28 protein-coding genes and 5 tRNA genes are annotated in these 26,285 nt (G+C 46.3%); 24 read left to right on the forward strand and 9 right to left on the reverse strand.

Annotated elements, in window-relative coordinates:
• Positions 1-304 precede the first annotated feature (304 nt).
• Entirely contained in the window at positions 305-1,363 is a 1,059-nt protein-coding gene (locus tag Q0198_RS04275) for a DUF3137 domain-containing protein (RefSeq protein ID WP_297895395.1), read from the forward strand.
• A gap of 170 nt (positions 1,364-1,533) precedes the next feature.
• Here Q0198_RS04275 and Q0198_RS04280 read toward each other — a convergent pair whose 3' ends face one another.
• From Q0198_RS04280 to Q0198_RS04295, 4 genes are all read right to left on the reverse strand, one after another.
• Complete coding sequence (locus tag Q0198_RS04280) at positions 1,534-2,202, reverse strand: hypothetical protein (RefSeq protein WP_297895398.1); 669 nt, start codon at positions 2,200-2,202, stop codon at positions 1,534-1,536.
• 44 nt (positions 2,203-2,246) lie between these two features.
• A complete protein-coding gene (locus Q0198_RS04285; protein ID WP_297895401.1) occupies positions 2,247-2,513 on the reverse strand; it encodes a hypothetical protein in 267 nt (88 codons plus the stop codon).
• Positions 2,514-2,685: 172 nt separating this feature from the next.
• Positions 2,686-3,108 (reverse strand): peptidoglycan-binding protein LysM, encoded by a 423-nt coding sequence (gene lysM, locus Q0198_RS04290; protein WP_297895404.1) that lies wholly within the window; start codon positions 3,106-3,108, stop codon positions 2,686-2,688.
• Positions 3,109-3,306: 198 nt separating this feature from the next.
• Entirely contained in the window at positions 3,307-4,509 is a 1,203-nt protein-coding gene (locus Q0198_RS04295) for a chloride channel protein (protein WP_297895407.1), read from the reverse strand.
• 125 nt (positions 4,510-4,634) lie between these two features.
• Here Q0198_RS04295 and Q0198_RS04300 point away from each other — a divergent pair, with 125 nt between their 5' ends.
• Entirely contained in the window at positions 4,635-4,823 is a 189-nt protein-coding gene (locus Q0198_RS04300; RefSeq protein WP_297895410.1) for a hypothetical protein, read from the forward strand.
• A 258-nt stretch (positions 4,824-5,081) separates the two neighbouring features.
• Here Q0198_RS04300 and Q0198_RS04305 read toward each other — a convergent pair whose 3' ends face one another.
• Genes Q0198_RS04305 through ribA form a run of 4 tightly spaced genes read right to left on the reverse strand, consistent with a single transcriptional unit; the run spans position 5,082 to position 6,962 of the window.
• Positions 5,082-5,624: a hypothetical protein gene (locus tag Q0198_RS04305; RefSeq protein WP_297895414.1), complete on the reverse strand. Its 543-nt coding sequence runs from the start codon at positions 5,622-5,624 to the stop codon at positions 5,082-5,084.
• Positions 5,621-5,827, reverse strand: coding sequence for a hypothetical protein (locus Q0198_RS04310; protein WP_177386853.1), 207 nt, complete (start codon positions 5,825-5,827; stop codon positions 5,621-5,623). Before Q0198_RS04310 ends, Q0198_RS04305 begins: the two co-directional genes overlap by 4 nt.
• Positions 5,827-6,405 (reverse strand): 16S rRNA (guanine(527)-N(7))-methyltransferase RsmG, encoded by a 579-nt coding sequence (gene rsmG / locus Q0198_RS04315; protein ID WP_297895417.1) that lies wholly within the window; start codon positions 6,403-6,405, stop codon positions 5,827-5,829. Before rsmG ends, Q0198_RS04310 begins: the two co-directional genes overlap by 1 nt.
• Entirely contained in the window at positions 6,402-6,962 is a 561-nt protein-coding gene (gene ribA, locus Q0198_RS04320; protein ID WP_297895419.1) for a GTP cyclohydrolase II, read from the reverse strand. Before ribA ends, rsmG begins: the two co-directional genes overlap by 4 nt.
• A gap of 63 nt (positions 6,963-7,025) precedes the next feature.
• Between ribA and hemB the strand changes: the two genes are divergently transcribed.
• Genes hemB through Q0198_RS04355 form a run of 7 tightly spaced genes read left to right on the forward strand, consistent with a single transcriptional unit; the run spans position 7,026 to position 12,710 of the window.
• A complete protein-coding gene (gene hemB / locus Q0198_RS04325; protein WP_297895421.1) occupies positions 7,026-8,000 on the forward strand; it encodes a porphobilinogen synthase in 975 nt (324 codons plus the stop codon).
• Between the two features lie 2 nt (positions 8,001-8,002).
• Positions 8,003-8,218, forward strand: coding sequence for a hypothetical protein (locus Q0198_RS04330; RefSeq protein ID WP_297895429.1), 216 nt, complete (start codon positions 8,003-8,005; stop codon positions 8,216-8,218).
• Positions 8,219-8,227: 9 nt separating this feature from the next.
• Positions 8,228-8,620: a type II toxin-antitoxin system death-on-curing family toxin gene (locus Q0198_RS04335; RefSeq protein ID WP_297895431.1), complete on the forward strand. Its 393-nt coding sequence runs from the start codon at positions 8,228-8,230 to the stop codon at positions 8,618-8,620.
• Complete coding sequence (gene argF / locus Q0198_RS04340; protein ID WP_297895433.1) at positions 8,617-9,540, forward strand: ornithine carbamoyltransferase; 924 nt, start codon at positions 8,617-8,619, stop codon at positions 9,538-9,540. Before Q0198_RS04335 ends, argF begins: the two co-directional genes overlap by 4 nt.
• A gap of 14 nt (positions 9,541-9,554) precedes the next feature.
• On the forward strand, positions 9,555-10,037 hold the full coding sequence (locus tag Q0198_RS04345) for a DUF2603 domain-containing protein (RefSeq protein ID WP_297895436.1): 483 nt from the start codon (positions 9,555-9,557) through the stop codon (positions 10,035-10,037).
• Positions 10,030-11,394 (forward strand): oxygen-independent coproporphyrinogen III oxidase, encoded by a 1,365-nt coding sequence (gene hemN, locus Q0198_RS04350; protein ID WP_297895439.1) that lies wholly within the window; start codon positions 10,030-10,032, stop codon positions 11,392-11,394. The genes Q0198_RS04345 and hemN overlap by 8 nt, the downstream gene beginning before the upstream one ends.
• A gap of 11 nt (positions 11,395-11,405) precedes the next feature.
• On the forward strand, positions 11,406-12,710 hold the full coding sequence (locus tag Q0198_RS04355) for a (Fe-S)-binding protein (protein WP_297895443.1): 1,305 nt from the start codon (positions 11,406-11,408) through the stop codon (positions 12,708-12,710).
• A gap of 611 nt (positions 12,711-13,321) precedes the next feature.
• On the opposite strand, the gene Q0198_RS04360 is transcribed toward Q0198_RS04355, so the two are convergent.
• A complete protein-coding gene (locus Q0198_RS04360; RefSeq protein WP_297895445.1) occupies positions 13,322-13,534 on the reverse strand; it encodes a hypothetical protein in 213 nt (70 codons plus the stop codon).
• 126 nt (positions 13,535-13,660) lie between these two features.
• On the opposite strand from Q0198_RS04360, the gene Q0198_RS04365 reads away from it, so the two are divergent.
• From Q0198_RS04365 to rpoC, 15 genes are all read left to right on the forward strand, one after another.
• Positions 13,661-13,736, forward strand: a tRNA-Thr gene (locus Q0198_RS04365).
• A gap of 36 nt (positions 13,737-13,772) precedes the next feature.
• Positions 13,773-13,857 (forward strand) — tRNA-Tyr (locus Q0198_RS04370).
• 12 nt (positions 13,858-13,869) lie between these two features.
• A tRNA-Gly gene (locus tag Q0198_RS04375) sits at positions 13,870-13,946 on the forward strand.
• Positions 13,947-14,059: 113 nt separating this feature from the next.
• Positions 14,060-14,134 (forward strand) — tRNA-Thr (locus tag Q0198_RS04380).
• A 56-nt stretch (positions 14,135-14,190) separates the two neighbouring features.
• Complete coding sequence (gene tuf / locus Q0198_RS04385; protein WP_040304280.1) at positions 14,191-15,390, forward strand: elongation factor Tu; 1,200 nt, start codon at positions 14,191-14,193, stop codon at positions 15,388-15,390.
• A 56-nt stretch (positions 15,391-15,446) separates the two neighbouring features.
• Positions 15,447-15,620 carry a 50S ribosomal protein L33 gene (gene rpmG, locus Q0198_RS04390; RefSeq protein ID WP_005872634.1) on the forward strand — a complete coding sequence of 58 codons (174 nt, stop codon included), beginning with the start codon at positions 15,447-15,449 and terminating at the stop codon, positions 15,618-15,620.
• Between the two features lie 7 nt (positions 15,621-15,627).
• A tRNA-Trp gene (locus tag Q0198_RS04395) sits at positions 15,628-15,703 on the forward strand.
• A gap of 12 nt (positions 15,704-15,715) precedes the next feature.
• Positions 15,716-15,889: a preprotein translocase subunit SecE gene (gene secE, locus Q0198_RS04400; protein WP_005872632.1), complete on the forward strand. Its 174-nt coding sequence runs from the start codon at positions 15,716-15,718 to the stop codon at positions 15,887-15,889.
• A gap of 14 nt (positions 15,890-15,903) precedes the next feature.
• Positions 15,904-16,434 carry a transcription termination/antitermination protein NusG gene (gene nusG, locus Q0198_RS04405; RefSeq protein ID WP_291939405.1) on the forward strand — a complete coding sequence of 177 codons (531 nt, stop codon included), beginning with the start codon at positions 15,904-15,906 and terminating at the stop codon, positions 16,432-16,434.
• 20 nt (positions 16,435-16,454) lie between these two features.
• Positions 16,455-16,880, forward strand: coding sequence for a 50S ribosomal protein L11 (gene rplK, locus Q0198_RS04410; protein WP_005872629.1), 426 nt, complete (start codon positions 16,455-16,457; stop codon positions 16,878-16,880).
• 56 nt (positions 16,881-16,936) lie between these two features.
• Positions 16,937-17,638, forward strand: coding sequence for a 50S ribosomal protein L1 (rplA, locus tag Q0198_RS04415; RefSeq protein WP_297895448.1), 702 nt, complete (start codon positions 16,937-16,939; stop codon positions 17,636-17,638).
• A gap of 113 nt (positions 17,639-17,751) precedes the next feature.
• Positions 17,752-18,231: a 50S ribosomal protein L10 gene (rplJ, locus tag Q0198_RS04420; RefSeq protein ID WP_297895451.1), complete on the forward strand. Its 480-nt coding sequence runs from the start codon at positions 17,752-17,754 to the stop codon at positions 18,229-18,231.
• Between the two features lie 20 nt (positions 18,232-18,251).
• Entirely contained in the window at positions 18,252-18,632 is a 381-nt protein-coding gene (rplL, locus tag Q0198_RS04425) for a 50S ribosomal protein L7/L12 (protein ID WP_177386842.1), read from the forward strand.
• A 90-nt stretch (positions 18,633-18,722) separates the two neighbouring features.
• Entirely contained in the window at positions 18,723-22,859 is a 4,137-nt protein-coding gene (rpoB, locus tag Q0198_RS04430) for a DNA-directed RNA polymerase subunit beta (RefSeq protein ID WP_297895454.1), read from the forward strand.
• The coding region (gene rpoC, locus Q0198_RS04435; protein ID WP_297895457.1) for a DNA-directed RNA polymerase subunit beta' at positions 22,856-26,285 on the forward strand (3,430 nt) is incomplete at its 3' end. The genes rpoB and rpoC, both read left to right, overlap by 4 nt.

Below are 26,285 nucleotides of genomic sequence, written 5' to 3' on the forward strand. Positions count from 1 at the left end.
AAATTTGCTTTTAAAAAATTTAGCTAGAAAATCCCGCTTTTAAATTTTACGTAGCAAATTTACGCCTTTAAATTTTGCTTCCGCGCGCCAAAATTCGGCGCCGCTTTTATACGAAATTCACTTCCGCGCACCGCCCCGCTACGGCGAAATTTTAAGCTTAGAGCTTTGAATTTATTCTTAAATTTAGGACGTTGTGCGAAATTCATATAAAAATCCGCCTTATGTGCGGACGAGTGAGCTTTGAAATTCCAAAATCCCTAGAATTTCGCTAAAATTGCGGACAAATTTTAAAAAAGGCGAAATTTTGACTATTTACGATTTGGAGCGCCTGCGACTGGACGCGAAAAAGCACGTGGAGCAGCTAAAGCTCGTTGCCGTCATAAGCACGGTGGCGGTATTTGCGGCGTTTTGCGTCATCGCGTATTTCGCGCGCAGGCAAGGCGTGCAGAGTTTTAGCGCGACGATGCTTATGCTGCTGGCGATCGCCTCGCTCGCCGTGAGCCTTAAAGAGGTGCACTTAAACGGCTGGCAAAAGGATCTCATCGGCACGGAAAATATTTTGAAATTCGGCGCGGTCGCGATCTCGTTTTTGATCTTCAAATACTCCGCAGCCTTGCCGCAGGCGCTGATAGGCTTGGCCGCACTCGCGCTTGGGGTGTGGTTAGCGGCGCGGCTTTACGCGCTCGGCGTAAAAATCGCGCAAGAGATCTTTACGGGGCGGTACCGCCAAAGCTACAAGCAGCACTATCTGGCGCCTTTCGTGCGCGAGCTCGGCTACGAATACGTCTCCTACGGCAGCGTGCCGTTTTGGCGCGTGGTGCAGAGCGATCTGTTCGAGTTCATCGAAAATCTGCGCGGCAACGACCGCGTGGGCGGCGTGTGGCAGGGGGTGGGCTTCGAGTTTAGCGACGTGAGCTTTTTTCATCAAAATTTGCAGCACGAGCTCGTGGGGGCGTTTTTCGTAGCGGAATTTAACAAACGCATCATTGCGCCCGTTTTCATCTATCCGCGCGAGATACAAAATAAGCAGCACGTAGGTCTAAAGCCCGTCGCGATGGACAACGTGGAGTTTGCCGCGCGCTACAAGGTGCTTAGCGACGAGCCGCAAAACGCAATGTACGTGCTAACGCCCGCATTTATGGAGCGGTTTTTGGCGGTGGGCGACGCGCTCGGAGCGCAGATCTGGGCGAGCATCAGAGAGCGGCGGATCCATATTTTCGTGCACACTAAGCGGGATAATTTCGAGCCTAGCGTCTATGAAAGCGTGCTACGCCGCGATCCCGCAAGCGAGATAAAGAGCGAAATTTTAAACTTTTTGAGTATCGTTAAAATTTTAAAACTGAACGTGAGGATTTGGATTTAATAAAATTTGAGCGGTATTTTTGCTAAAAATTTTTAACTCTTAAAAGATAATTTGGCGCGTCTAAGTCTTTATTAAATTTTGATTTCATACGAGGCTATCTTCTAAGCATTTATCGCTTAGCTACTTATCAAATTCTTGCTTTACGTCTAAATCTGCTCTTTACTCCTAGCCTATATAAAAATTTGCGGCTGGATTTTGTCTAAATTTTTACCCGTTTTTAGCAGAAAATAGGTTTTCAGTTCCTTGTATTCGTTGCTTGTTAAAATCGAGACGTCGATGATGAAGTGCTTATCGAAGATAATCAAACTATCGCCGCTTAGCATATCTAGTCCGAGCCCTAGCCCGTTTACTAGTCTAAAAATAAGTAGCGGGAGTATGCCGAGCCCAAATGCTATCGGCACTATGAATGGGGCTATCGCATAGCCCTTAAAGTAAAAAACCGTAGACATCAAAACGAAGTAGATCATAACGACGCTAATTACAAACTTTTTTGTGATTGTCGGCAATTGGGGTTGGGAAGGCCCAAAGGTTCGTTTTATCCCCACTATATTTGATAATTTTATTTCGAGCAGGACTAAATTCTTCTTCGTAGAAAAATACTCTATGGCGGAATTTTTAAATTTAATATAGCAGCTTCCGAGCTCTTTTGGACGTTCATTTAGCTCTCCTGGATGCGGTGGTCTGTATGGTGCAAAATGTGAAAGAAAGTCCAAAATAAATACAATCGGCAGATATAGCTTTATCATCTCTATCGCGTTGTCTTTGATGATTATCGGATATTTGTCGTAGTCTCTAGACTCGGCCTTTTCTAACGCAGTGTTGATTTTAAATTTATCCAAATTTAGCTCTTTATAAATAGAATTTCAAAGCGTTTTATATGTTCTCAAATAGGACAGCGGCGCGCAAGTGCGGCGGATAATCCACTATCCGCCGTCGTACGGCTTGCAAAACCGCGCCACGGCTTAAAATCAAAACCCGTCTCACAAAAACAAATCCGCGGCTCGTAAATCCGCAGTCTGTAAAATCCATAACTTGCAAAATCATGCCGCGCTATCGGTTCATAAAATCGCAGTTTGAAAACCGCGCTGCACAGCCAGCTCAAAATCACGCCCTGCAAAAACCGCGCCGTGCTGCCAGTCTGTAAAATCATACTCTGTAAAGCGTAAAAAACTGCGGCGCCTCGCTAACTCGTAAAATTTAGCTCGCCAAAGTCGCGCTGTGTCGCGGGCTGATAAAATTACGGCTCGCGCAAACGCAGCGTAATGCTCGCAAAAGTAAAATCCGCGGCTTGCAAAATCAAGCCGCAGCATTCAAAAGCGAGCTTAAGCTTTTGGAATTCTGATCTTCTGCCCCGGATAGATGAGGTTCGCGTCTTTGATAACCTCGCGGTTGGCGTCGAAAATAACCTTGTATTTATTCGCGTCGCCGTAGAATTTCTTCGCGATTTTAGATAGGTTATCGCCCTTTACGATGGTGTAGTAGTTCTCGGCGCTATCCTCTCTAATGCCCTCGATCTGCACATTTTTAATGCCTGCGGTGTTGCCCGCGATGAGGGCTGCTTTTTCAAGAGTTTCCTTATCGGCGTTGCCGCTGATTTTGACGGTGTCGCCCTGCACCTCGACCTCTAGCCCCTCTACCGGCGTAGAGCTGAGATTGGTGGCGATCTCGTCTTTTACGGATTTGGCGTCATCGCCTAGACCTAGTAGTTTCTTGCCTGCTTCGGCTACGAATGAAAGTAAACCCATGTTTTCTCCTTTGGTTAAAGTGGCGAAATTTTATCTTAAATTTACCAACGATCAGCTTATGCGCATATCCTTACGGCTCCGACCTAGCCCAATGATGCGACCTACTGCGCTCAGTCTATGCGCGACAGCAGGTTCTTGGACCATCATCGCCGCGCCCGTCTATTCAGATTTGCAGCGTATGAATTATCAGCGCCGTGACTACGCTAAATTTTTCGTCAGTAAATTTCTAGCGATCACGGCGCATACGATGCTAAAAACGATGACCGAATATGAGTTGAGATTTAGCCCGCAAAATCCTGCGCTTAGGGCAAAGGCGCAAAGCGGCGCGTTTAGGTTGATCGCTAAAAAGGCAGCCCCTCCGCAAACCCCAGCTGCGCTTAGGTTAATAGGCAGAATTTCGCCGATCGCAAATCCTATGCATAGCCCTAAAACTGCGCCCAGCGCAAAACTCGGCGTTAGCGTGCCGCCGTATCCGCCGCAGCGAAAGATCATCAAAATGCAAAATGTCTTGCAAAGCAAGATCGCAAGCAAATATGGGCTAAAGGACGCTGAGTTGAAAGCAAACTGCGCTGCGGAGCGCCCGTTACCTAAAATTTCTGGTACGTATGCGCCGATCGCCGCGGTAAGCAAGAATGCAAATGGCAGTGTAAGCGCGATTTTAAGGCTTTTTATGCGCAGCTTTTCGCACAAGCGCACTCCGTCTTGAAAGTATTTTGCTGCGACCCCCGTGACAAGCCCGATTAGCGCCGCTGCGAGTAAATTCTGCGGGGTAGGGGCGAAGTTTGAAACCGCGTAATAAATTTCTTTTGAAGCTCCAAATTCCGCTGTAGCTGTAGCCACCGCACTTGTGGCGAAAGCGCATAAAATTGCTCGAGTATCGAAGCTTTTAAGCAAAATTTCTAGGCTAAAAAGCGCGCCCGCTAACGGGACATTATATGCAGCGCCCAGTCCCGCTCCTGCGCCGCATGCGACAAATAGCCGAAGTTCGTCTCCGCTAATATTTAGGGCGCGGCAAATTTTAGCCGCAAACAAGCCACCCAGCTCGCGCGGAGCAGCCTCACTGCCTACCGGTGCGCCCATGGCGATGGCTGCAAGCTGCAAAACCGAGTGGATTAAATTTTGCCAAAACGGCGGATTTTGCCCCTCCATCATCGAAGCTACGTTTAAAAAGGGTTTTAGCCTTATCAGTAGAATTCTAATTATAGTTACGATTGCGCCGGCTGCGAGGACGCTAAGAAAGCGCCTAAGCGCAGTGGTTTGCTCCGTGATAATGTGAAATTCCTCATCATTATGTCCGAAAGCAAAAGTTTCAATTTCGTTGATGCCGAAGTTTAAGAGCCCTGCGCAAAGCCCCATTATAACGCCTATCGCAAGGATCGCTAGAAAGAATTTAGTACTCAAAATATGCCTTTTTAAAACGCATAATTATATAAAATTTTAGCTTTAAAAAATCCTTACCGTGCATATAAAAGCAGCTAAAACGCGAATAAATTTTAAAATAATGGCTAGGAATTTATATCGTCTCTGTGAGTAAAATTTTACAAAATTCTATGAAGCTTAGGCAGAGGCAGAATTTTATTTACGTTAATTGCGCGAGTAAAATTTACATAGATTTTATATCGCGCGTAGAAAATTTAGTAAAATTTCGCATCGCGCGGGAGGATAAAATTTTATTTGAAATTTCTTGCCGCGAGGACAGGCGAAATTCTACGTAAAATTTAAATCTATCCGAGCTGGTAAAATTTTAAATTAAATAAGCGAGAGAATTTCGCAGAGGACGCGTGAAATTTCGCGCAGAATTATAATTTGCGAAAGAGGGCAAATTCAGCGTAGAATTCCGATCTGCGTAAGCGAGCGAAATCTCGCGTGAAATTCTAAACCGCGAGGCTAAGCAAAATTATGCGCGGAATTTTAATTTGCATGAGTCATAGAATTTTGCGCCCCCCTTGCGAACAAATTCGCTTAAGATTTTGCTATTTTTTCCAGATATCGTCGTTTTTGCCGGCTGCGGGCGCGCTTAGCTTTTTATCCAGAGCCGAAATTTTATCCGCGAGCTTTTGCGCGCCGCCGAAAATTTCATCTTTTTTCGGAAGTCCGAAGTGAAATTTCGAACCTACGCTGTCCCCGATGCTTGCAAGTAGCGATTTGGGCGCGTTTGCGATCGCGTCTTTAAAGATCGCCGCATCGATACCGAGCTCGGCTAAGTTTTTTAACGCCCGCGCAGAGCCGATAAACATCGCGATTTTGGCGTCGAAAAGATAATCATTGGCTAGCTTTTGTACGCCCGCCGCGGATTTTTTATCCACGATGATAAAGCGCGCGCCTGCGCCGTTTGCGAGTAAAATTTCATTTATATCGTTCGTAATAACGCTAAATTTTTTCTGCGCCTTTTGCGCCGCGGCGATGAGCCTGTCGTTAAATTTAAATAGCAGATTGTCGTATTTGAAAACTTCATCGCCGTTTTTGATGAGATACAGCGGCTCGTAGGGCACGAGCGCGTGGCCTAGGATGATCATTTGCCGCCCCTTAGTTTGGCTTCGCAGGATTTGCAAAGGCGCTTTTTGTCGCGCAGAGCAAGCTCGTCGCTGCTAAAGTACGTCCCGCACTCGTCGCACGCCAAAAGCTCGGTCGCATCGTCCTTTTTCTTGATGCGAAATCTAGGCACTATCAAAAAATATATGAGCGCCGCGATGACGGCTATGGCTAGAATTTTTCCCATTATTTTACCCCTTTGATCACTAAAAAATTTCTATTTTTCAAAGCGTTTTCGCCGCTAGAAATTTCGCAGCGCGCGCTCGTAAATTCCTTACGAAATTCCGCCGCTTCCGCCTCTGCGCCCGAGCCTTTGTAGAGCAAAAACGTAGTGTTTTCATCGTAAAAACCGCGGCAAATTTCAATTAAGCTTCGCGCGCTCATCAAAGCTCGCGAGCTTATCAGATCGGCGCGCAGCTTTGCGCCGTCTTGCACGCGCTCGGCGTGGATTTTTACGTTAGCTAGAGCGAGGCTAACCTTCGCGTAGGTTAGAAATGCCGCTTTTTTTTGATTTGGCTCAAACAGATGCCACTCGCACAGCGGTAGCGCGAGCGCTAAAAAGAGCCCCGGAAAGCCCGCTCCTGAGCCGATGTCGCATCCGATGCGCGGATAGCGCGGTATGAAATTCGCTCCGCTTAGGCTGTCGCGTACCACCGCGTCCAAATCGTCGTAATTCGTGAGGCTATGCACGCGGTTAAATTTTTGCAGGCAGGCTTTAAATTTTGCAACCTGCTCGTTAAAGCTTTCGCTCGGCGCAAGCTTCACAGCAGATGCCCCATCTGCTCTTTTTTGACGCGCAGATAGTTTTCGTTAAATTTATTGGGCGTGATGATTATCGGCACGCGCGCGACCACTTCGACCTTTAGATCGTGCAGCTTTTGCGGATTGTTCGTAAGCAGATTTATGCGCGAAATTCCAAAATGAGCGAGTATGAAATCTACGATCTCGTAGGTTCGCTCGTCCGCTTTGAAGCCGAGTTGATGGTTTGCTTCGATAGTATCGAGGCCCCGGTCTTGCAGCGCGTAGGCGTTTATTTTATTAAAAAGCCCGATATTACGCCCCTCTTGGCGCAGATAGATCACCATGCCGCCACGCTCCTCGATATATTTTAGGCTCGCTTCGAGCTGGTCGCGGCAGTCGCACTTTAGGCTGCCGATCGCATCGCCGGTAAGGCACTCCGAGTGGATCCGCACGTTTACGACGCCCTCCAAAGGCTGCTTAAATATCGCCAAATGCTCCTTGTTCCCTTGCTTGAACGACTGAACGCGGAAGCTTCCGAAGCGGGAGGGGAGATTTGCGACCTCTGAAATTTTTATATCCATGCTTAAATTTACTCCGATTGTGATATTATAAATCTTACAATTCTAGCTAAAAAAGGAAAAATAATGTTTAAACGATTTAGACGGCTACGAATAAACCCTGCGCTTAGGGATCTGGTGCGACAAACCGATCTGCAAACCCGCTCGCTGATCTATCCGCTTTTTGTCGTGGAAGGAAGCGGTATCAAAAAGGAGATCGCCTCGATGCCTGGCGTATTTCAGATGAGCGTCGATGAAATTTTAAAAGAGTGCGAAATTCTCACATCGCTTGGTTTGGATAAAATTTTACTTTTCGGAATTCCTTCGCTAAAGGACAGCATCGGCTCGGACGCGCTAAGCGAGGACGGCATCATCGCGACTTCTCTGCGCGCGATAAAGGCTAAATTTCCAAATTTGCTCGTCATCACCGATCTGTGCTTTTGCGAATACACCGATCACGGGCACTGCGGCATCATCGATCATGTGCATCAGACGGTGGATAACGACGCGACGCTTGAAATTTCGGCGCAGCAGGCGCTCATCCACGCCAAAGCGGGCGCAGATATGATTGCACCCAGCGGCATGATGGACGGCATTATCGCTACCTTGAGAGAGACGCTTGATCGCGGCGGATTTGAAAATTTACCGATTATGGCGTATTCGACGAAGTTTGCCAGCGGCTACTACGGGCCGTTTCGCGATGTGGCTGAGAGCGCGCCGAGTTTCGGCGACCGCAGCAGCTACCAGATGGATCCCGCAAATAGATTTGAGGCAATCAACGAAAGCCTGCAAGACGAGGCGCAGGGAGCGGATATCTTGATGATAAAGCCCGCGCTTGCGTATCTGGATCTGATCAGAGACCTGCGGGAGCGCACGCTGCTGCCGATCTGTGCGTATAACGTAAGCGGCGAATACTCGCTTTTGCAGGCGGGTAAAAAAGCGGGCGTGATCGACTATGAGCGCGTGATGATGGAGACGATGATAGGCATAAGGCGCGCCGGCGCGGATATGATCATCACCTATCACGCCAAGGAGATCGCGGAAATTTTAAATAGGGGCTAGCGATGAATAAAATAGCACTAGAGATTAAAAGTAACGAAATGCAAGCCGTCTTGGAAGCCGTGATGAAGCTGGCAAAAAAGATGAAATTTGAAGCTAAAATTTTATCTGAAAATGAAGATGAGTGCATAGAGAATTTCGACGAGCTTTCGAGCGCCGTTATTGCGAAACTGGATAAGCCGAGCAATAGGGCCGTTTTTGAGCGATTAAAGGATAAATGAAAAAGACAAATGAAATATTTAACGCTGCATCAGGCTATTCTCATCCACGATAAAATGCTAGAAAAAATAGGCGGAAGCAAAGGTTATAATAAAACTTCGCTTGGCTATTTATCTTCCGCGTTGCAGAATATAAAAAACGATCTGTATTATCCTACTATGTCGGATAAACTCGTGCATTTGACGCATTCGTGCATAAAATTTCATCCTTTCACCGACGGCAATAAAAGGACGGCGATTTTGCTAGCCGATATGTTTTTATCGGTGAATTCTATAGTTTTGGACGACGAGGAATTTTATGCGGCGATGGAAGACGTAGTCGTAAAGGTGGCTACGGGCGATATGACGAAAGGCGATTTAAAAGAATTTTTTAGTAAATTTATAAAAGATAAAGGAGCGATATGAGGCACTTTCTTACGTTAAACGATTTTAGCAAAGACGAGATAATCGAAATTTTAAATTTAGCCTTTAAGATTAAAAAAGAAGCCAAGGCGCGAAATTTCAAGCCATATTTAAAAGATCAAAAATTAGCGATGATATTTGAAAAAAGCTCGACCAGGACGCGCGTTAGCTTTGACGTGGGGATGAATGAGCTCGGCGGGTACGCGCTGTTTTTGAGCAGTCGCGACATACAGCTCGGGCGCGGCGAGCCTATCAAAGACACTGCACGCGTGATTTCGCGAATGTGCGATCTAATCATGGCGCGCGTAAATCGCCACGAGACGCTAATAGAGCTTGCGGAATTTAGCCGCGTGCCGGTGATAAACGGGCTAAGCGATAAATTTCATCCCGTGCAGCTGATGGCGGATCTAATGACGATCGTGGAGTGCGGCACCTCAATTGCAAAGATAAAAGCCGCGTACGTGGGCGACGGCAACAATATGACGCACTCGTGGCTGATGCTTGCCAGCAAGCTTGGCTTTGAGCTGCGAGTAGCGACGCCCGTGGGCTACGAGGCCGATCCGCAGATACTAGCGCAGGCGCGGCAAAATGCCGAAATTTCAGGCGCTAAAATTTTAATAACGAACGATATAAAGGAAGCCGCAAGGGGCGCAAACGTCGTGACGACCGATACTTGGGTCTCGATGGGGCAAGAAGCCGAAAAGGAGCAAAGAATTCGCGATTTTGCGGGCTTTTGCGTGGACGAAAGCTTAATGGCTCTGGCTAAAAAAAACGCGATCTTTTTGCACTGCCTGCCGGCGTACCGCGGATATGAGGTGAGCGAGGCCGTGTTTGAAGCGCACGCGGATGAAATTTTTGCAGAGGCGGAAAATCGCCTGCACGCGCAAAAGGGCGTTATGGTCTGGCTGGATCAAAGAAGGTAAATTTAGGAGAAAGCATGGAAGAAAAAGATAAAGCGCTAAAAAAGATCGACAAAGCGAGCGAATTTTTCGGGCTGGATAGCTCGAAAAGGACGGTTTTTGAAATTTCGCAGGGCGAGGACAACGAGAAAAAACTCACTTTAAAAAGCGGCTCGTGGAGCGACGAGGAGCCGTGGTTCGGCATCGACGAAAATAACGAAGTACACACGATGATCTCGATAAAATCGCTTGCAAATCTCATCGCTGCGACCAAAAACGCGATGCAGGAAAATTTTAATCTCAAGCTTGAGCGCTCGATCTTGCAGCATACGCCGGTGGATTTCGGCGACGCGTGGATCGTGTGCATGGACGAGATCAGAAGGCTTACGGGCGCAGATCCGAGTGCAAAAAGATTAAGCTTAGACGTCGATGCCGTCGTCTCGCGCGTAAAAAGCCTGCATCCGAACCTTTTCATCGACATCGAAGAGCTTATCAAAACCAAGGCGGGCGGCCGTGAATAGCATAGACTTCGACGCTTATGCGAAATTTTCGCGCCCTGGACCGCGCTACACGAGCTATCCGACCGCTTTGGAATTTAGCGAAAATTTCAGCTACGACGGGTATTTGAACGAGCTGAAAAATCAGAAAAGCTCTACGCCGCTGTCGCTTTACTTTCACATGCCGTTTTGCCGCTCCGCCTGTTATTTTTGCGGCTGCAACGTAATCTACACCGGTAAGCGCGACAAGATGGATCGCTATTTGGACTATATCGAGCGCGAAATGCAAATTTTAAGCGGCGTCGTGGACGGCTCCAGGCAGGTTGTGCAGATGCACTTCGGTGGCGGCACGCCTACATATTTTAGCGCCGAACAGCTCGCGCGCCACATAAAAAATATCAAAAAATATTTTAAAAACTTCAGCTCCGAAGCCGAGATCAGTTGCGAGATCGATCCGCGGTTTTTAAACGCCGAGCAGCTTGACGTGCTTGTTTCAAACGGCTTTAATCGCATCAGCTACGGCGTGCAGGACTTTGATGAGCGCGTGCAAAAGGAGATCCACCGCATCCAGCCTTTCGAACTTACGAGGGACGTCATAGCCATGGCGCGCGAGAGGGGGATAAAATCGATAAATATGGATCTGATCTATGGTCTTCCGTATCAGAGCCTAGCTAGCTTTAAGCGCACGCTGGAGCTTGCGCTTTCGCTTGATCCGGACCGCTTCGCGATTTTTAACTACGCTCACGTGCCGTGGATCAAAAAATCTATGCGTAAATTTGACGAGACGACCCTGCCCGAGCCTAAAGTGAAGCTTGAAATTTTGAAATTTACCCACGATTTTTTAAGCGCGAACGGATATGAGATGATCGGCATGGATCACTACTCAAAGCCCGCGGACGAGCTTCATGCCGCGCTTAAAAACGGCTCGCTGCACCGTAATTTCCAAGGCTATACGACCAAGGGCGGCGCCGATCTGATCGGCATCGGGCTAACCAGCATCGGCGAGGGCGCGCGCCACTACGCGCAAAATTTCAAAGATATGGACGCTTACGAGGCCGCGATAGATGCGGGCAGGCTGCCGTATTGCAGGGGCGTTTTGCTAAATGAAGAGGATCTGCTGCGCAAAGAGGTGATTATGGGGCTGATGAGTAATTTTTGCGTCGATATAGAGGCGATCGAGGAGAAATTTAAGATAAAATTTTTCGAGCATTTCGGCGCGAGCCTAAAGCAGCTTGAGGCGCTAAAGGATTTCGTACAAGTCTCGCCGCATAGAATTTCCGTAACGCCCACCGGTACGCTTTTGATCCGCAATATCGCGATGTGCTTTGATGAGTATATGGGTAAAAATTTAGGCGAAAAGCGCTTTTCTAAAACCGTCTAAGCAGTGTGGCTATGAGTAGGGCAAAGCTTGGAGCGTTCGATTTTGCGGCACTTAGTGAGCGCTGCGTAAAATGCGGTAAATGTATCCAAGTCTGCACGATTCATGGCATTAACGGCGATGAAGTAACGAGCCCGCGCGGATTTGTGGATCTTTTGGGTGCTTACGGCAGAAATGAGCTAAAGCTTGATAAAAACGCTAAGAAAATTTTTGAGAGCTGCTTTTTATGCACCAACTGCGTAGATATTTGCGGTGAGTCTTTGCCCATAGATACGGCAATCGAGAATGTTCGCGCGCGCATTGCGGAAAAATTTGGCATCGCGTGGTACAAAAAAGCTGCGTTTTGGCTGCTCGGGCACCGCAAAGCGCTGGATCTAGCAGCAGCGCTTGGATACGTGTTTCTTAGCTGTGGCTTTAAGATGCGAAAAGATACGCAAAGCTCTATGTCGCCTAGATTTGACTTGCCACTACTTAAAAAAGAGCGCTTGCTACCTGCGCTTGCAAAAAAGAGTTTTATGAACTCGCACGCAGAATTTATCGACAACGGCGGCGAAAAAACTATCGGAATTTTTATCGGCTGCATGGCAAACTACGCTTACACGGGCGTAGGCGAGGCGATTTTACATATCGCGCGAACGCTAAAGCTAAACGTAAATTTGATGAAGGAACAAGCCTGTTGCGGCGCTCCTGCGTATTTTACGGGAGATTTTGCGGCGGTTGAACGCGTGGCAAAATTTAATATAGCATATTTCGAAAGAGTCATGCCTGCTCTTGATGCGATTATCGTGCCCGAGGCTACGTGCTCTGCGATGTTGCGGGTGGATTACGCGCATTTTTTTGAAAATGAGCCGCAATGGAAAGCCCGCGCGCAAAAGCTTGCAAGTAAAATTTTTATGGCTAGCGAATACTTTTATAAATTTACAAACTTAAGTGATCTTTTGATGCGCCACGGCAAAAGGGCTTTAGCGATTACTTATCACGATCCGTGCCATGCCCGCAAAATGCAGGGTATTTGGAAAGAACCGCGCGGCTTGCTCGCTCAAAACTACGAAATAACCGAGATGGATGAGCCTAATAAATGCTGCGGATTTGGCGGCGTGACGATGCAAACCGAGCGCTACGAGCTCGCGCGCGCAGTGGGATTAGCTAAGGCGCGTGCAATGGCAGATCTGCCTGTGCGCGTAGTCTCCGCCGAGTGCAGTGCGTGCAGGATGCAGCTAAATAACTCACTTTCTTTAAGCGGCTCGCAGATGAGGTGCATAAATCCGCTAGAGCTCATCGCTGAAGCGCTTATAGGCGAGGAAAATTCCAATGGATAAATTTTGCGTTTTAGAAGCTCCTGCATTTCGCCAGCTTTTTACTCAATTCACATCCTGGGGTAAAATTCTGTACTTTTGAAATTTTGGTTTTTAAAAATTATGATTAAATTTTATCGTTAGCTTGTAAAGGTTGCGGTTTGCGTCTTTGGGCTTTTGGACAAAGTAGGCTGAAGCGGTGCACGGTGAGCCCATAGATTTTGTTGCTACGGGGGATTGAGCAATATGATTTTAAATACTAAAATTTTGTAGTTTAGAATTTTAGCTGAGGGATTTGCGCAAAATTTTAAGAAGTTGAATTGAGGGATGGATTTTGGCAGAATTTTAATTTTATGTGGCATTATTTGAAATTCTATGGAATTTGTGCTGTGAGCAAATAGCTAGAATTTTGATTTATTGATTTGCGTGGCGGAGCAGGCTTAAAGCGCGAATTTTAAATTTCGTAAAATTTAAGAATTAGTTACGTATGAGCTTCTTCTACTTCGCGGTTTTGGCGTTGGGGCAAAATTTCTTTCAAAAATGCCAAAGTATGCATAAAATATACTCACAATTTTTAGCACGAGATATTTAGCAAAAAAGGCTAAGCTAGCAAGATCATGGATTTAAATTTAATTTTATCCTTGCTCTTTTGTGTCATCTTCAGAGTCCAGCTTTGCTTCTTCGATCAAGAGCCTGTTGGCTTCGGTAGCCTTTTTTATCTCGCTTAAGTTTTCTTCTATCTTATTTAGGCGCTTTTCAAGGGTATTTAGACGCTTTTCAGAGCGGGAGATAAAATAATAAATCAAATAAATCATAAAAACTATTATGATCCAAGGTACGATTTTCATATAAAATTCCTTAAAATTTAAAATTGCGCGCATTATAGCAGAAATTTTATGAAATTTTAAAATAGGCTGTTTTAGCCTTGACAATTGGGGATTTTTCGGTTATAATTGCCACTTCAATTTCAAAATGCTGGTGTAGCTCAGCTGGTAGAGCTACTGCCTTGTAAGCAGTGGGTCGGCGGTTCGATCCCGTCCACCAGCTCCATTTTTTGTAACAGTGTTTGACCAGATTTCATCAAAGGGTGAGATACTCAAGTGGCCAACGAGGGCAGACTGTAAATCTGCTGGCTTTGCCTTCCGTGGTTCGAATCCACGTCTCACCACCATGAATTTTTGATGCGGGATTAGCTCAGTTGGCTAGAGCATCAGCCTTCCAAGCTGAGGGTCGCGGGTTCGAGCCCCGTTTCCCGCTCCACCATTTAGGTTTACTGGGAGCTGTAAAACTTAACTGCTTTTATATGCTTACATAATCTAAATTTTGGTCGCATTGTTGGGTATTGGTAGCGATTTCTCTTTGCCTGAGTTTAGGCTCATATGGCTCAGAGGTAGAGCACTTCCTTGGTAAGGAAGAGGTCGCGGGTTCAAGTCCCGCTATGAGCTCCATAAAATAGAGTCGCTTAGTTTGTTGTGTAATCCACAAATCAATAACGGAGGATATGATGGCTAAAGAAAAATTTAATCGTAACAAGCCACACGTAAACATTGGTACCATCGGTCACGTTGACCATGGTAAGACTACTTTGACAGCTGCTATTTCTGCTGTTCTTTCTAGGAAGGGTCTAGCCGAGCTAAAAGACTACGACAATATCGACAACGCTCCAGAGGAAAAAGAGCGCGGTATTACTATCGCTACGTCTCACATCGAATACGAGACTGAGAAACGTCACTATGCTCACGTTGACTGCCCTGGTCACGCCGACTACGTAAAAAATATGATTACCGGTGCGGCTCAGATGGACGGCGCTATTTTAGTTGTTTCTGCTGCGGATGGTCCTATGCCTCAAACTCGCGAGCATATCTTGCTTTCTCGCCAGGTAGGCGTTCCTTATATCGTAGTTTTTCTAAACAAAACCGATATGGTCGATGATCCGGATCTTTTAGAGCTAGTCGAAGAGGAAGTTAGAGATCTTCTAAAAGAGTATAAATTCCCTGGCGACGAGACCCCAATCATTAAAGGCTCTGCTCTTAAAGCTCTTGAGGAAGCGAAAGCCGGGCAAGACGGCGAATGGTCTGCAAAGATTATGGAGCTTATGGACGCGGTTGATAGCTATATTCCAACTCCTGTTCGCGATACCGATAAAGATTTCCTTCTTCCGATCGAAGATATTTTCTCGATTTCCGGTCGCGGTACCGTTGTAACCGGTAGAATCGAAAAAGGTATCGTTAAAGTTGGCGATACTATCGAGATCGTAGGTATTAAACCTACTCAGACTACTACCGTCACTGGCGTTGAGATGTTTAGAAAAGAGATGGATCAAGGTGAAGCCGGTGATAACGTAGGCGTTTTATTGCGCGGTACTAAGAAAGAGGAAGTAGAGCGCGGTATGGTTCTATGCAAACCAAAATCTATCACTCCTCATACTAAATTTGAGGGCGAGGTTTATATCCTAACTAAAGAAGAGGGCGGACGCCATACTCCATTCTTTAATAATTATAGACCGCAGTTTTACGTTCGTACGACAGATGTTACCGGTTCGATTACCCTTCCTGAAGGAACCGAAATGGTAATGCCTGGCGATAATGTTAAGATCACCGTTGAGCTAATCGCTCCGATTGCTCTTGAGCAAGGTACTCGCTTCGCGATTCGCGAAGGCGGTCATACCGTAGGTTCAGGCGTCGTTTCGAAAATCATCGCTTAATTTTTTTGCAAGCGGAATTTTAAAATTCCGCTTGCTTTTTTATTCAAGGAAACCAAATGGCAAAGAATTCAAGTAGAGTAAAGGTCGGATTAAAATGCTCCGAAAGTGGCGATATTAACTATACTACTTATAAAAACAGCAAAACTACGACCGAAAAACTAGAACTTAAAAAATATTGCCCTAGATTAAAAAAGCACACGCTTCATAAAGAAGTAAAGTTAAAAGGCTAATTGTTATAGGGCAATAGCTCCAACGGTAGAGCGCCGGATTCCAAATCCGATGGTTGGGGGTTCGAATCCCTCTTGCCCTGCCACGAGGATTGGGTATGGAAAAAGTAAAAGAGTATTATAAACAAGCAAAAGTAGAGTTAGATAAGGTAATTTTCCCGACTAAAGATCAAACTAAAACAGCATATATCTCTGTAGTCGTCGTAGTCGTAGTTATCGCACTGTTTTTAGCGCTAGTGGATCTGATTATGTCCGCTTTGATAACGGCTTAAGTAAGGATCGCAATATGGCAAATAAATGGTATGCGATACAAACTTACGCCGGCAGCGAGATGGCGGTAAAGCGTGCGATAGAAGCGCTAAAGCAAGATGAAGCGCTTGAGGCTAAGATCGGCGAAGTGCTAGTGCCTACCGAAGATGTTATAGAGGTCAAAAATACAAAGCAAACCATTAAAGAGCGCAGCTTATATCCAGGGTATTGTTTTGCAAATTTAGATCTGGATACCACTTTGTGGCATAGAATTCAGATGTTGCCTAAGGTCAGTCGCTTTATCGGCGAGGCGAAAAAGCCATCTCCGCTACCGGAAAAGGATATCGAAATAATTCTAGAAAAGATCAATAATCGCGAGGCTCCTAAGCCCAAGATTAATTTCGATGAGGGCGAGACGGTTAGGATCGTCGATGGACCTTTTGCTAATTTCAACGGCATCGTAGAAGAGTATGATATGATACATGGCAAGCTTCGCCTCAATGTTTCGATCTTCGGACGAAGCACGCCGATTGAAATTTCATACTCGCAAGTTGAAAAGATTATTTAAATTTTATAAGGAGTAAATTTATGGCTAAGAAAGTTGTTGGCGAAATCAAGCTGCAAATAGCGGCCGCAAAAGCAAATCCAAGCCCGCCGGTAGGTCCTGCACTAGGTCAAAAGGGCGTTAATATTATGGAATTTTGCAAAGCGTTTAACGAGCGAACCAAAGATATGGCGGGCTTTAACATTCCTGTTATCATCACGGTTTATGCCGATAAAAGCTTTACTTTTATCACTAAGCAACCGCCTGCGACGGATTTGATCAAAAAGGCGGCAAAGATAGATAAAGGTTCGGACAACCCTCTTAAAAAGAAGGTAGCATCCCTAACCAAAGCTCAGGTTTTAGAGATCGTCGAGAAAAAGATCGCCGATCTGAATACCAAAGATAGAGAGCAAGCGGCTAGGATTATAGCGGGTTCGGCTCGTTCTATGGGTATTACGGTCACTGACTAGACCTTTTGACCGCTAAGGTTTAAAAAAGCGGTAGCACTTTAATTGCGGAGAAATATATGCCAAAAAATTCAAAAAGATTCAACGAACTTTTAAAAAAAGTTGACGTAAATAAAATTTATAGTGTAGACGAAGCGGTAAGCACAGTAAAAACTCTAGCTTCTGCTAAATTTGACGAGACGGTGGAGATCGCTCTTAAACTAAACGTAGATCCAAGACATGCCGATCAGATGGTGCGCGGCTCGGTCGTTTTGCCTGCTGGTACTGGCAAGAGCGTTCGAGTAGCCGTGGTTGCAAAAGACGCAAAAGCTAGCGAGGCTAGCGAAGCGGGTGCAGATATCGTGGGTGCCGATGATCTGATCGAAGAGATTCAAAAAGGAAATATAAATTTCGACGTTCTTATCGCTACTCCAAATTTAATGGGACTAGTCGGTAAGGTAGGTCGTATTCTTGGTCCAAAAGGCGTTATGCCGAACCCTAAAACCGGTACCGTTACTATGGATGTCGCTCAGGCCGTTAAAAACGCCAAGGGCGGACAGGTAAATTTCCGCGTCGATAAGCAGGGAAATATCCACGCAGGTCTTGGCAAGGCTAGCTTTAGCAAAGAGCAGCTTTTAGACAATCTTACGACGTTTATCAAAACCATAAATAAGCATAAGCCGGCGACTGCGAAAGGTAGATACGTAACTCACGCATCGCTTTCACTTACTATGAGCCCTGCGGTTACGCTGGATAATCAAGAAATAATCGATTTAAAATAAAATTTTAAATTTTTATCTTAGATTGGAGATAGCTCAAGGTTTTTAACTTAATTGATCGAAATTTTAAAATTTCGATCGCTTGGCTTGAAATCACCGATCGGAAAGGAGACCTAATGACGAGAGACGAAAAATCAAAGATAGTAGCGGAGCTTGGCGAGGCTTTCAAAGCTAGCGAAGCTATAGTAATTTCCGATTTTAAAGGCCTTAGCGTTAAGCAGCTTGAAGATCTTAGAAATAGCGCGCGCGAAGCGAGCGTAAAAGTTCGAGTTATCAAAAATACCCTAGCTAATATCGCTTTAAAAAATGCCGAAAAAAACGGACTTAGCTTTAAAGATACCAATATCTTCTTATGGGGCGAGCAGCTTTCTGTATGCAAAGTAGCGGCTAAATTTGAAGAGAAAAATGAAATTTTTAAGCTTAAGACCGCTCATATCGATGGGGAAGTAGCTGGCATAGATAAGGTTAGAGCGCTTTCGAAGATGCCTTCGAGAGACGAGCTTATCGCGATGCTACTTCAAGTATGGAATGCGCCGATTCAAAATTTTACGATCGGCCTCAATGCGCTTAAGCAGAAAAAAGAAGCTAGCGCTTAATTAAAATTTAGGAGAATAAAATGGCAATTTCAAAAGAAGATGTTTTAGAGTATATCTCTAATCTTTCGGTGCTAGAGCTTAGCGAGTTAGTTAAAGAATTCGAAGAAAAATTCGGCGTAAGCGCAGCTCCAGTTATGGTAGCAGGCGGCGCAGGTGCTGGCGGCGCAGGTGCGGCAGCGGCTGAAGAGAAAACGGAATTCGACGTCGTATTGCTTGATGCGGGCGATAAGAAAATCAACGTAATTAAGGTTGTTCGCGCCTTAACGGGCCTTGGTCTAAAAGAAGCCAAAGACGCTACCGAGGCTACTCCGTCCGTTCTTAAAGAGGGACTTAACAAAGAAGACGCCGAGAAGGCTAAAAAAGAGCTTGAAGAAGCAGGCGCTAAAGTCGAACTCAAATAAATCGCGGAATTTTAAAATTTCGCATACAAATGTGTGCCGGTGCGTCGTATCGGCACTTCTTTCTTTAAAATACAACTACGAGGTAGTGGAATGTTAAACAGCCTATATTCAGGAAATCGTCTTAGAGTGGATTTTTCAAAGGTTCCCAAAGACATCGAAATTCCGAATTTATTACAACTACAAAAGAAAAGTTTTGATCATTTTTTAAATCTTGATAACTCGGGTGGAGAAAGCGGCATAGAGAAGGTTTTTAAAGCCATTTTCCCTATCCACGACGCACAGAATAGACTAAGTATCGAGTATGTAAGCAGCGAAATTTCAAAGCCAAAGTATTCGATCAGAGAATGCATGGAAAGAGGGCTTACTTATTCGGTAAATTTAAAGATGAAGCTCCGTCTGCTCGTGCATGAGCGCGATGAAAAGACGGGCAAAAAAATTGGCGTAAAAGAGATCAAAGAGCAAGATATATTTATCCGCGACATTCCTTTAATGACCGATAGAATTTCATTTATCATTAACGGCGTAGAGCGTGTCGTCGTAAATCAGCTGCACAGAAGCCCGGGCGTAATCTTCAAAGAGGAAGAGAGCCCTACGGTTTTAAATAAACTCATCTACACCGCTCAAATAATACCTGATCGCGGCAGCTGGCTATACTTCGAATACGACGTAAAAGACGTACTATATGTGCGCATAAATAAAAGACGCAAGGTTCCGATCACGATCCTATTTCGCGCACTCGGCTACAAAAAACAAGACATTATAAAATTATTTTATCCTATTAAGACAATCTATATCAAAAAAGGAAAATTCCTGACTGATTTCGATCCGAAAGAATACGCGGGCAGGCTCGATTACGACATTATAAACGAAAAGGGCGAAGTACTTCATCAAGCAAGCAAGCGCCTAACATCTAAAAAAGCGGAGAAGTTAGCAGAGGACGGACTAAAGCTCATCGAGTATCCGGCTGAAATTTTAGCCGAGCGCTACCTAGCGGGCGCCATCGTCGATAAAAACAGCGGCGAAGTGCTTTTTGATTCGCTAACCGCGCTTGATGAGGGCAAGCTAGCCAAGATCGCCAACACCGAGAAAAAATTTACGATCGCCAACGACCTAGCTAGTGGCGTAGATACTTCAATCATAAATTCCTTCATCCAAGACGCCGACGCGCTTAAGCTCTTGCAGCAAAGCGAGGGTATAGACGACGAGAACGATCTGGCAGCGATTAGAATTTACAAGGTTATGCGCCCGGGCGAGCCGGTGGTAAAGGAGGCGGCAAAGAGCTTCGTAAACGATCTGTTTTTTAATCCGGAGCGCTACGATCTAACTAAAGTCGGCCGTATGAAGATGAACCACAAGCTAGGTATCGAGGCGCCGGAGTACGTAACCGTGCTAACTAGCGAGGATATTATCAAGACGGCGAAATATCTAATTAGAGTTAAAAATGGCGACGGCTTCATCGATGATCGCGACAATCTCGGCAATCGCCGCATACGTTCAATCGGAGAGCTTTTGGCAAACGAGATGCATCTTGGATTTATCAAGGTTCAAAAGGCGATCAAGGATAAATTTACCGGCATTAGCGGAAATTTAGACGAGCTTATGCCGTATGATTTCGTAAACCCTAAAATCATCACCACTACGCTTATGGAATTTTTCACCGGCGGCCAGCTAAGCCAGTTTATGGATCAGACTAACCCGCTTAGCGAAGTTACGCATAAGCGCCGTCTATCTGCGCTGGGCGAGGGCGGTTTAGTTAAAGAGCGCGCCGGCTTTGAGGTGCGAGACGTCCATCCTACGCACTACGGTAGAATTTGCCCTATCGAGACCCCGGAGGGTCAAAATATCGGTCTTATTAACACCTTGGCAACCTATGCGAAGGTAAATGATCTAGGCTTCGTCGAGGCTCCGTATAAAAAGGTCGTAGACGGCAAGGTCACGGACGAGATCGTATATCTTACCGCTACGCAGGAGGAGGGGCTCGTAATCGCTCCGGCGTCCGCTAAATTGGACGAAGAGGGCAATATCGTAGAGGAGCTTTTAGAGGTCAGAAAAGACGGCGAAAACATCATGGCTAAACGCGAGGATATTTCGCTGATAGATCTTTGCTCCGGTATGGTCGCGGGCGTAGCGGCATCACTGATTCCGTTTTTGGAGCACGACGATGCTAACCGCGCGCTTATGGGCTCGAACATGCAGCGCCAAGCCGTACCGCTTCTACACTCCACTGCACCTATCGTAGGAACGGGCATGGAGGCGATTATCGCGCGCGATTCGTGGGAAGCGATCAAAGCTAATCGCAACGGCGTCGTAGAGAAGGTCGATAATAAAAATATATTTATTTTGGGCGAAGACGAGAAGGGGCCGTTTATCGATCACTACTCGATGGAGAAAAATTTACGCACAAACCAAAACACCACCTTCTCACAGCGCCCTATCGTGCGAAAAGGTGACGTGATAAAGGCAGGTCAAATTATAGCCGACGGTCCTAGCATGGACGGCGGCGAGCTTGCGATTGGCAAAAACGCCCTCATAGCCTTTATGCCGTGGCACGGTTACAATTACGAGGATGCCGTCGTCATGAGCGAAAAGATGATCCGCGCCGACGAATACACCAGCGTGCATGTTTATGAAAAGGAGATCGAGGCTAGAGAGCTTAAAGACGGCGTAGAGGAGATCACGCGCGACATCCCTAATATCAAAGAGGAGGAGCTTACCCACCTTGATGATAGCGGCATCGTAAAGATCGGTACTCACGTCAAGCCCGGCATGATCTTGGTAGGCAAGGTAACTCCGAAGGGCGAGGTTAAGCCGACCCCAGAGGAGAGGCTTTTACGCGCGATCTTCGGCGAGAAGGCGGGGCATGTAGTAAATAAATCTCTCTATGCTACCGCTTCGATGGAAGGCGTAGTAATCGACGTTAAAATTTTTACCAAAAAGGGCTACGAGAAGGATCCACGCACGAGCAAAGCCTATGAGGATGAAAAAACCGAGCTCGAAAGGGAGCATCACGACAGGCTTTTGATGCTCGATCGCGAGGAGATGCTAAAGGTAGTGGCACTTCTTTCTAAAAGCGCTTTACAAAGCGATCAAAGTCTAAATAAAAAAGATTATAAAAAGGGCGATAAGGTTAAAAAAGAGGAGCTTGAAAGCTCCAACCGCTTTACGTTAAATTCCTTCGTCAAAGCCTATTCTAAAGCTGTTCAGAAGGAATACGAAGAGCTAAAAAACCACTTCCAAAACGAAAAGCGCAAGCTCAAAGAGGAACACGACGAAAAGATCGAAATTTTAGAAAAAGACGATATCTTGCCAAGCGGCGTCGTTAAGCTCGTAAAGGTCTATATCGCTACCAAGCGCAAGCTAAAAGTGGGCGATAAGATGGCGGGTCGCCACGGAAACAAGGGTATCGTCTCAAACATCGTCCCTGAGGTTGATATGCCGTATCTGCCTAGCGGACAGCGCGTGGATATCGTGCTAAATCCTCTCGGCGTTCCAAGTCGTATGAATATCGGTCAGATAATGGAGAGCCACTTAGGTCTTGTGGGCTGGCGCTTAGGCGAGCAGATTGCTCAAATTTTAGAGGAAAAAACAGGCGAATGGTTAAAAACCCTTCGCGCCAAAATGATTGAGATCGCGGGCGTTTCTAAACTAATGCAGGCTAAAAAAACTCTTGAAAAGATCAGCGATGAGGATCTTTTAAAATACGCTAGAGACTGGGCTAAGGGCGTTAGATTTTCCGCTCCGATATTCGAAGGCATTGTGCCCGAGGATTTCAAAAAGCTATTTGAGATGGCGGGCATCGATCAGGACGGCAAGACCGAGCTTTACGATGGTCGCACCGGCGAAAAGATCAAAGAGCGCGTAAACGTGGGCTGCATGTATTATCTCAAGCTGCACCACCTAGTCGACGAAAAGGTTCACGCAAGAAGCACCGGTCCTTACAGCCTAGTCACGCAGCAGCCGGTCGGCGGCAAGGCGCTATTCGGCGGTCAAAGATTTGGAGAGATGGAAGTTTGGGCCCTGGAGGCATACGGCGCGGCATACACGCTCCGCGAAATGCTAACGATCAAATCCGACGACGTCGACGGACGCTTGGCTGCATATAAGGCGCTGACAAAAGGCGAAAACGTTCCGTCTACAGGAATTCCTGAGACATTTTTTGTTTTAACTAACGAGCTTAAATCGCTTGCTCTAGACGTTGAAATTTACGAGAATGGAGAGAATAAATGAGCGATAATTCAAATTTAGAAAGAATAGAAATAAAAGAGGACGCCAGAGTTCACGACTTCGACGCGTTTGCTATCAGGCTTGCTAGCCCTGAGCAGATCAAAGCATGGAGCCACGGCGAGGTCAAAAAGCCCGAAACCATCAATTACCGCACGCTTAAGCCGGAGCGCGACGGTCTTTTTTGCGCTAAAATTTTCGGTCCCGTAAGAGACTATGAGTGCATCTGCGGCAAGTATAAAAAGATGCGATATAAGGGCTGGAAGTGCGAAAAATGCGGCGTCGAGATCACGAGCTCGAAGGTTCGCCGCACTAGAATGGGACATATCGAGTTGGTAACGCCGGTGGCGCATATTTGGTACGTAAATTCCTTGCCTAGCCGCATCGGTACGCTGCTAAACATCAAGATGAAAGATCTTGAGCGCGTGCTTTACTATGAGGCGTATATCGTGGAAAGTGCAGGCGAGGCATTTTACGACAACGAAAATTCTAAAAAGGTCGAAAAATATGACGTTTTAAACGAAGAGCAGTATCAGAGCCTAAAAGAGCGCTTTTCGCAGACAGGCTTCGTCGCCAAAATGGGTGGTCAGGTAATCCGCGATATGCTAGCTGAGCTTGATTTAGTTGAAATTTTAAATTCTTTGAAGGAGGAGATGGATAACACAAACTCCGAAGCGAAGAAAAAAACTATCGTCAAGCGTCTAAAAGTCGTCGAGAGCTTTTTAAATTCCGGTAATAAGCCCGAGTGGATGATGATTACAAATCTGCCCGTGCTGCCTGCCGATCTACGCCCGCTTGTAAGCCTTGAGGGCGGTAAATTTGCGGTTTCGGACGTAAACGATCTATATCGACGCGTCATAAATCGAAATTCTAGGCTCAAAAGGCTGATGGAGCTCGACGCGCCCGAGATCATCATCCGCAATGAAAAACGAATGCTTCAAGAGGCGGTGGATGCGCTTTTTGACAACGGACGTCGCGCCAATGCCGTAAAAGGCGCTAATAAGCGACCGCTTAAATCTCTAAGCGAGATCATTAAAGGTAAGCAAGGCCGCTTCCGTCAAAATTTGCTCGGCAAGCGCGTGGATTTTTCGGGCCGCTCCGTCATCGTCGTAGGTCCAAATTTACGCATGGATCAGTGCGGTCTGCCTAAAACTATGGCGCTTGAGCTATTCAAGCCGCATCTAATCGCTCGCCTTCAAGAGAAGGGCTATGCAACGACCGTTAAGCAGGCTAAAAAGATGATCGAAAATAGGATCAATGAAGTTTGGGAGTGCTTGGAGGAGGTCGTAAAGGATCACCCGGTTATGCTAAACCGCGCGCCGACGCTTCATAAGATGTCTATTCAGGCGTTTCATCCGGTGCTCGTCGAGGGTAAGGCGATCAGGCTGCATCCGCTAGTCTGCGCCGCATTCAACGCGGACTTCGACGGCGATCAGATGGCGGTGCACGTGCCGCTTAGCCAAGAGGCGATCGCGGAATGCAAAATTTTAATGCTTAGCTCGATGAACATCTTGCTTCCTGCGAGTGGAAAGCCCGTCGCAGTGCCTAGCCAGGATATGGTTTTAGGAATTTATTATCTAAGCCTCGAAAAGCCGGGTGCAAAAGGAACGAATAAAATTTTTGCAAACGTCGATGAGGTAATGCTCGCCGTAGAGGCAAACGCTCTAGACATCCACGCTAAGATCAAAACGATGATCGATCATCGCATCATCTTTACGACGGCGGGGCGATTGATCATTAAATCGATCCTGCCTAGCTTTATTCCGGATCATCTTTGGAATAAGATTATGAAGAAAAAGGATATCGCCGAGCTTGTCGATTACGTCTATAAAAACGGCGGCCTTGAGATAAGCGCGGAATTTTTGGATAATCTTAAGAACTTAGGCTTTGAATCCGCTACTAAAGCGGGCGTTTCGATCTCCGTTTCGGACATCATCGTGCCGAAGTCCAAAGCGGGTCTTGTAGAAGAGGCTAAAAAGCAGGTCAGAGAAGTTCAGAACCAATACGGCGCGGGTTTGCTAACCGACGGCGAGCGCTATAATAAAACGATCGACATCTGGACTAGCACTAGCAAGAAGCTAGCCGATGAGATGATGAAGATGATGGAGAAGGACAAGGACGGCTTTAACTCGATCTATATGATGGCCGATAGCGGCGCGCGAGGTAGCGCGGAGCAGATCAAGCAGCTAGCAGGCATGAGGGGTCTGATGAGTAAGCCCGACGGCTCGATCATCGAGACGCCGATTACTTCAAATTTTAGAGAGGGTCTAAACGTAAATGAGTACTTCATCTCGACCCACGGCGCTCGTAAAGGTCTTGCCGATACTGCGCTTAAGACCGCAAACGCGGGCTATCTAACGCGAAAGCTGATCGATGTCGCGCAAAACGTCAGGGTTACGATGCACGACTGCGGCACGCACGAGGGTATCGAAGTCACGGAGATCGTAGAAAACGGAACGCAAATAGAAAGTCTAGCCGATAGGATTATGGGTAGGGTGCTAAGCTCGGATGTGATTGATCCGGTATCGAATGAAATTTTATTCACCGAAGGCACACTCCTAGGCGTTAATGAGATACGCACCATAGTCGATGCCGGCATCAAATCCGTAAGCATCCGTACGCCTATTACGTGCAAGGCTGAAAAAGGGGTTTGTGCGAAGTGCTACGGTGTAAATTTAGGCGAGGGCAAGCTGGTAAAACCGGGTGAAGCGGTCGGTATCATCTCTGCGCAATCCATTGGTGAGCCGGGTACGCAGCTTACGCTACGAACCTTCCACGCCGGCGGTACAGCATCTACCGAGCAGCAAGATCGCCAAGTAATCGCCGATAAAGAGGGCTTTATCAGATACTACAACGTCAAGACCTATGAAAACGGCGGCAAAAATATCGTGATGAACCGCAGAAATGCCGCGGTGCTTTTGGTAGAGCCAAAGATCAAAGCTCCGATTACCGGCAAAGTAAGCATCGATATAACCCACGATGATGTGAATATCACGCTAAAAGGCAAGAAAGAAGAATTTAAATATACTATCCGACGCCACGATTTAGCCAAGCCTACCGAGCTTGCGGGCGTAAGCGGTAAAGTTGAGGGGAAATTCTACATCGTTTTCAAAGACGGCGAAACCGTTGGAGAAAATGATAGTTTAGTAGAGGTTATAAAAGAAGACTGGAATATCCCTACTCGAATTCCGTTTGCAAGCGAACTTCGCGTCAAAGACGGCGAGCCGGTAACTCAAAAGATCAAAGCGGGAGCAAATGGTACGCTTAAGTATTTCATCCTAAAGGGCGATTATTTAGAGAGGTTAAGAGATATCAAAAAAGGTCATGTCGTAAGCGAGAAGGGCATGTACGTAGTCATCTCCGATGACAACGGCAGAGAGGCGATCCGCCACTATATACCGCGCGAATCGGTCATTACCTATGATGATAATA

Source organism: uncultured Campylobacter sp., assembly GCF_938045205.1.
Classification (GTDB): domain Bacteria; phylum Campylobacterota; class Campylobacteria; order Campylobacterales; family Campylobacteraceae; genus Campylobacter_B.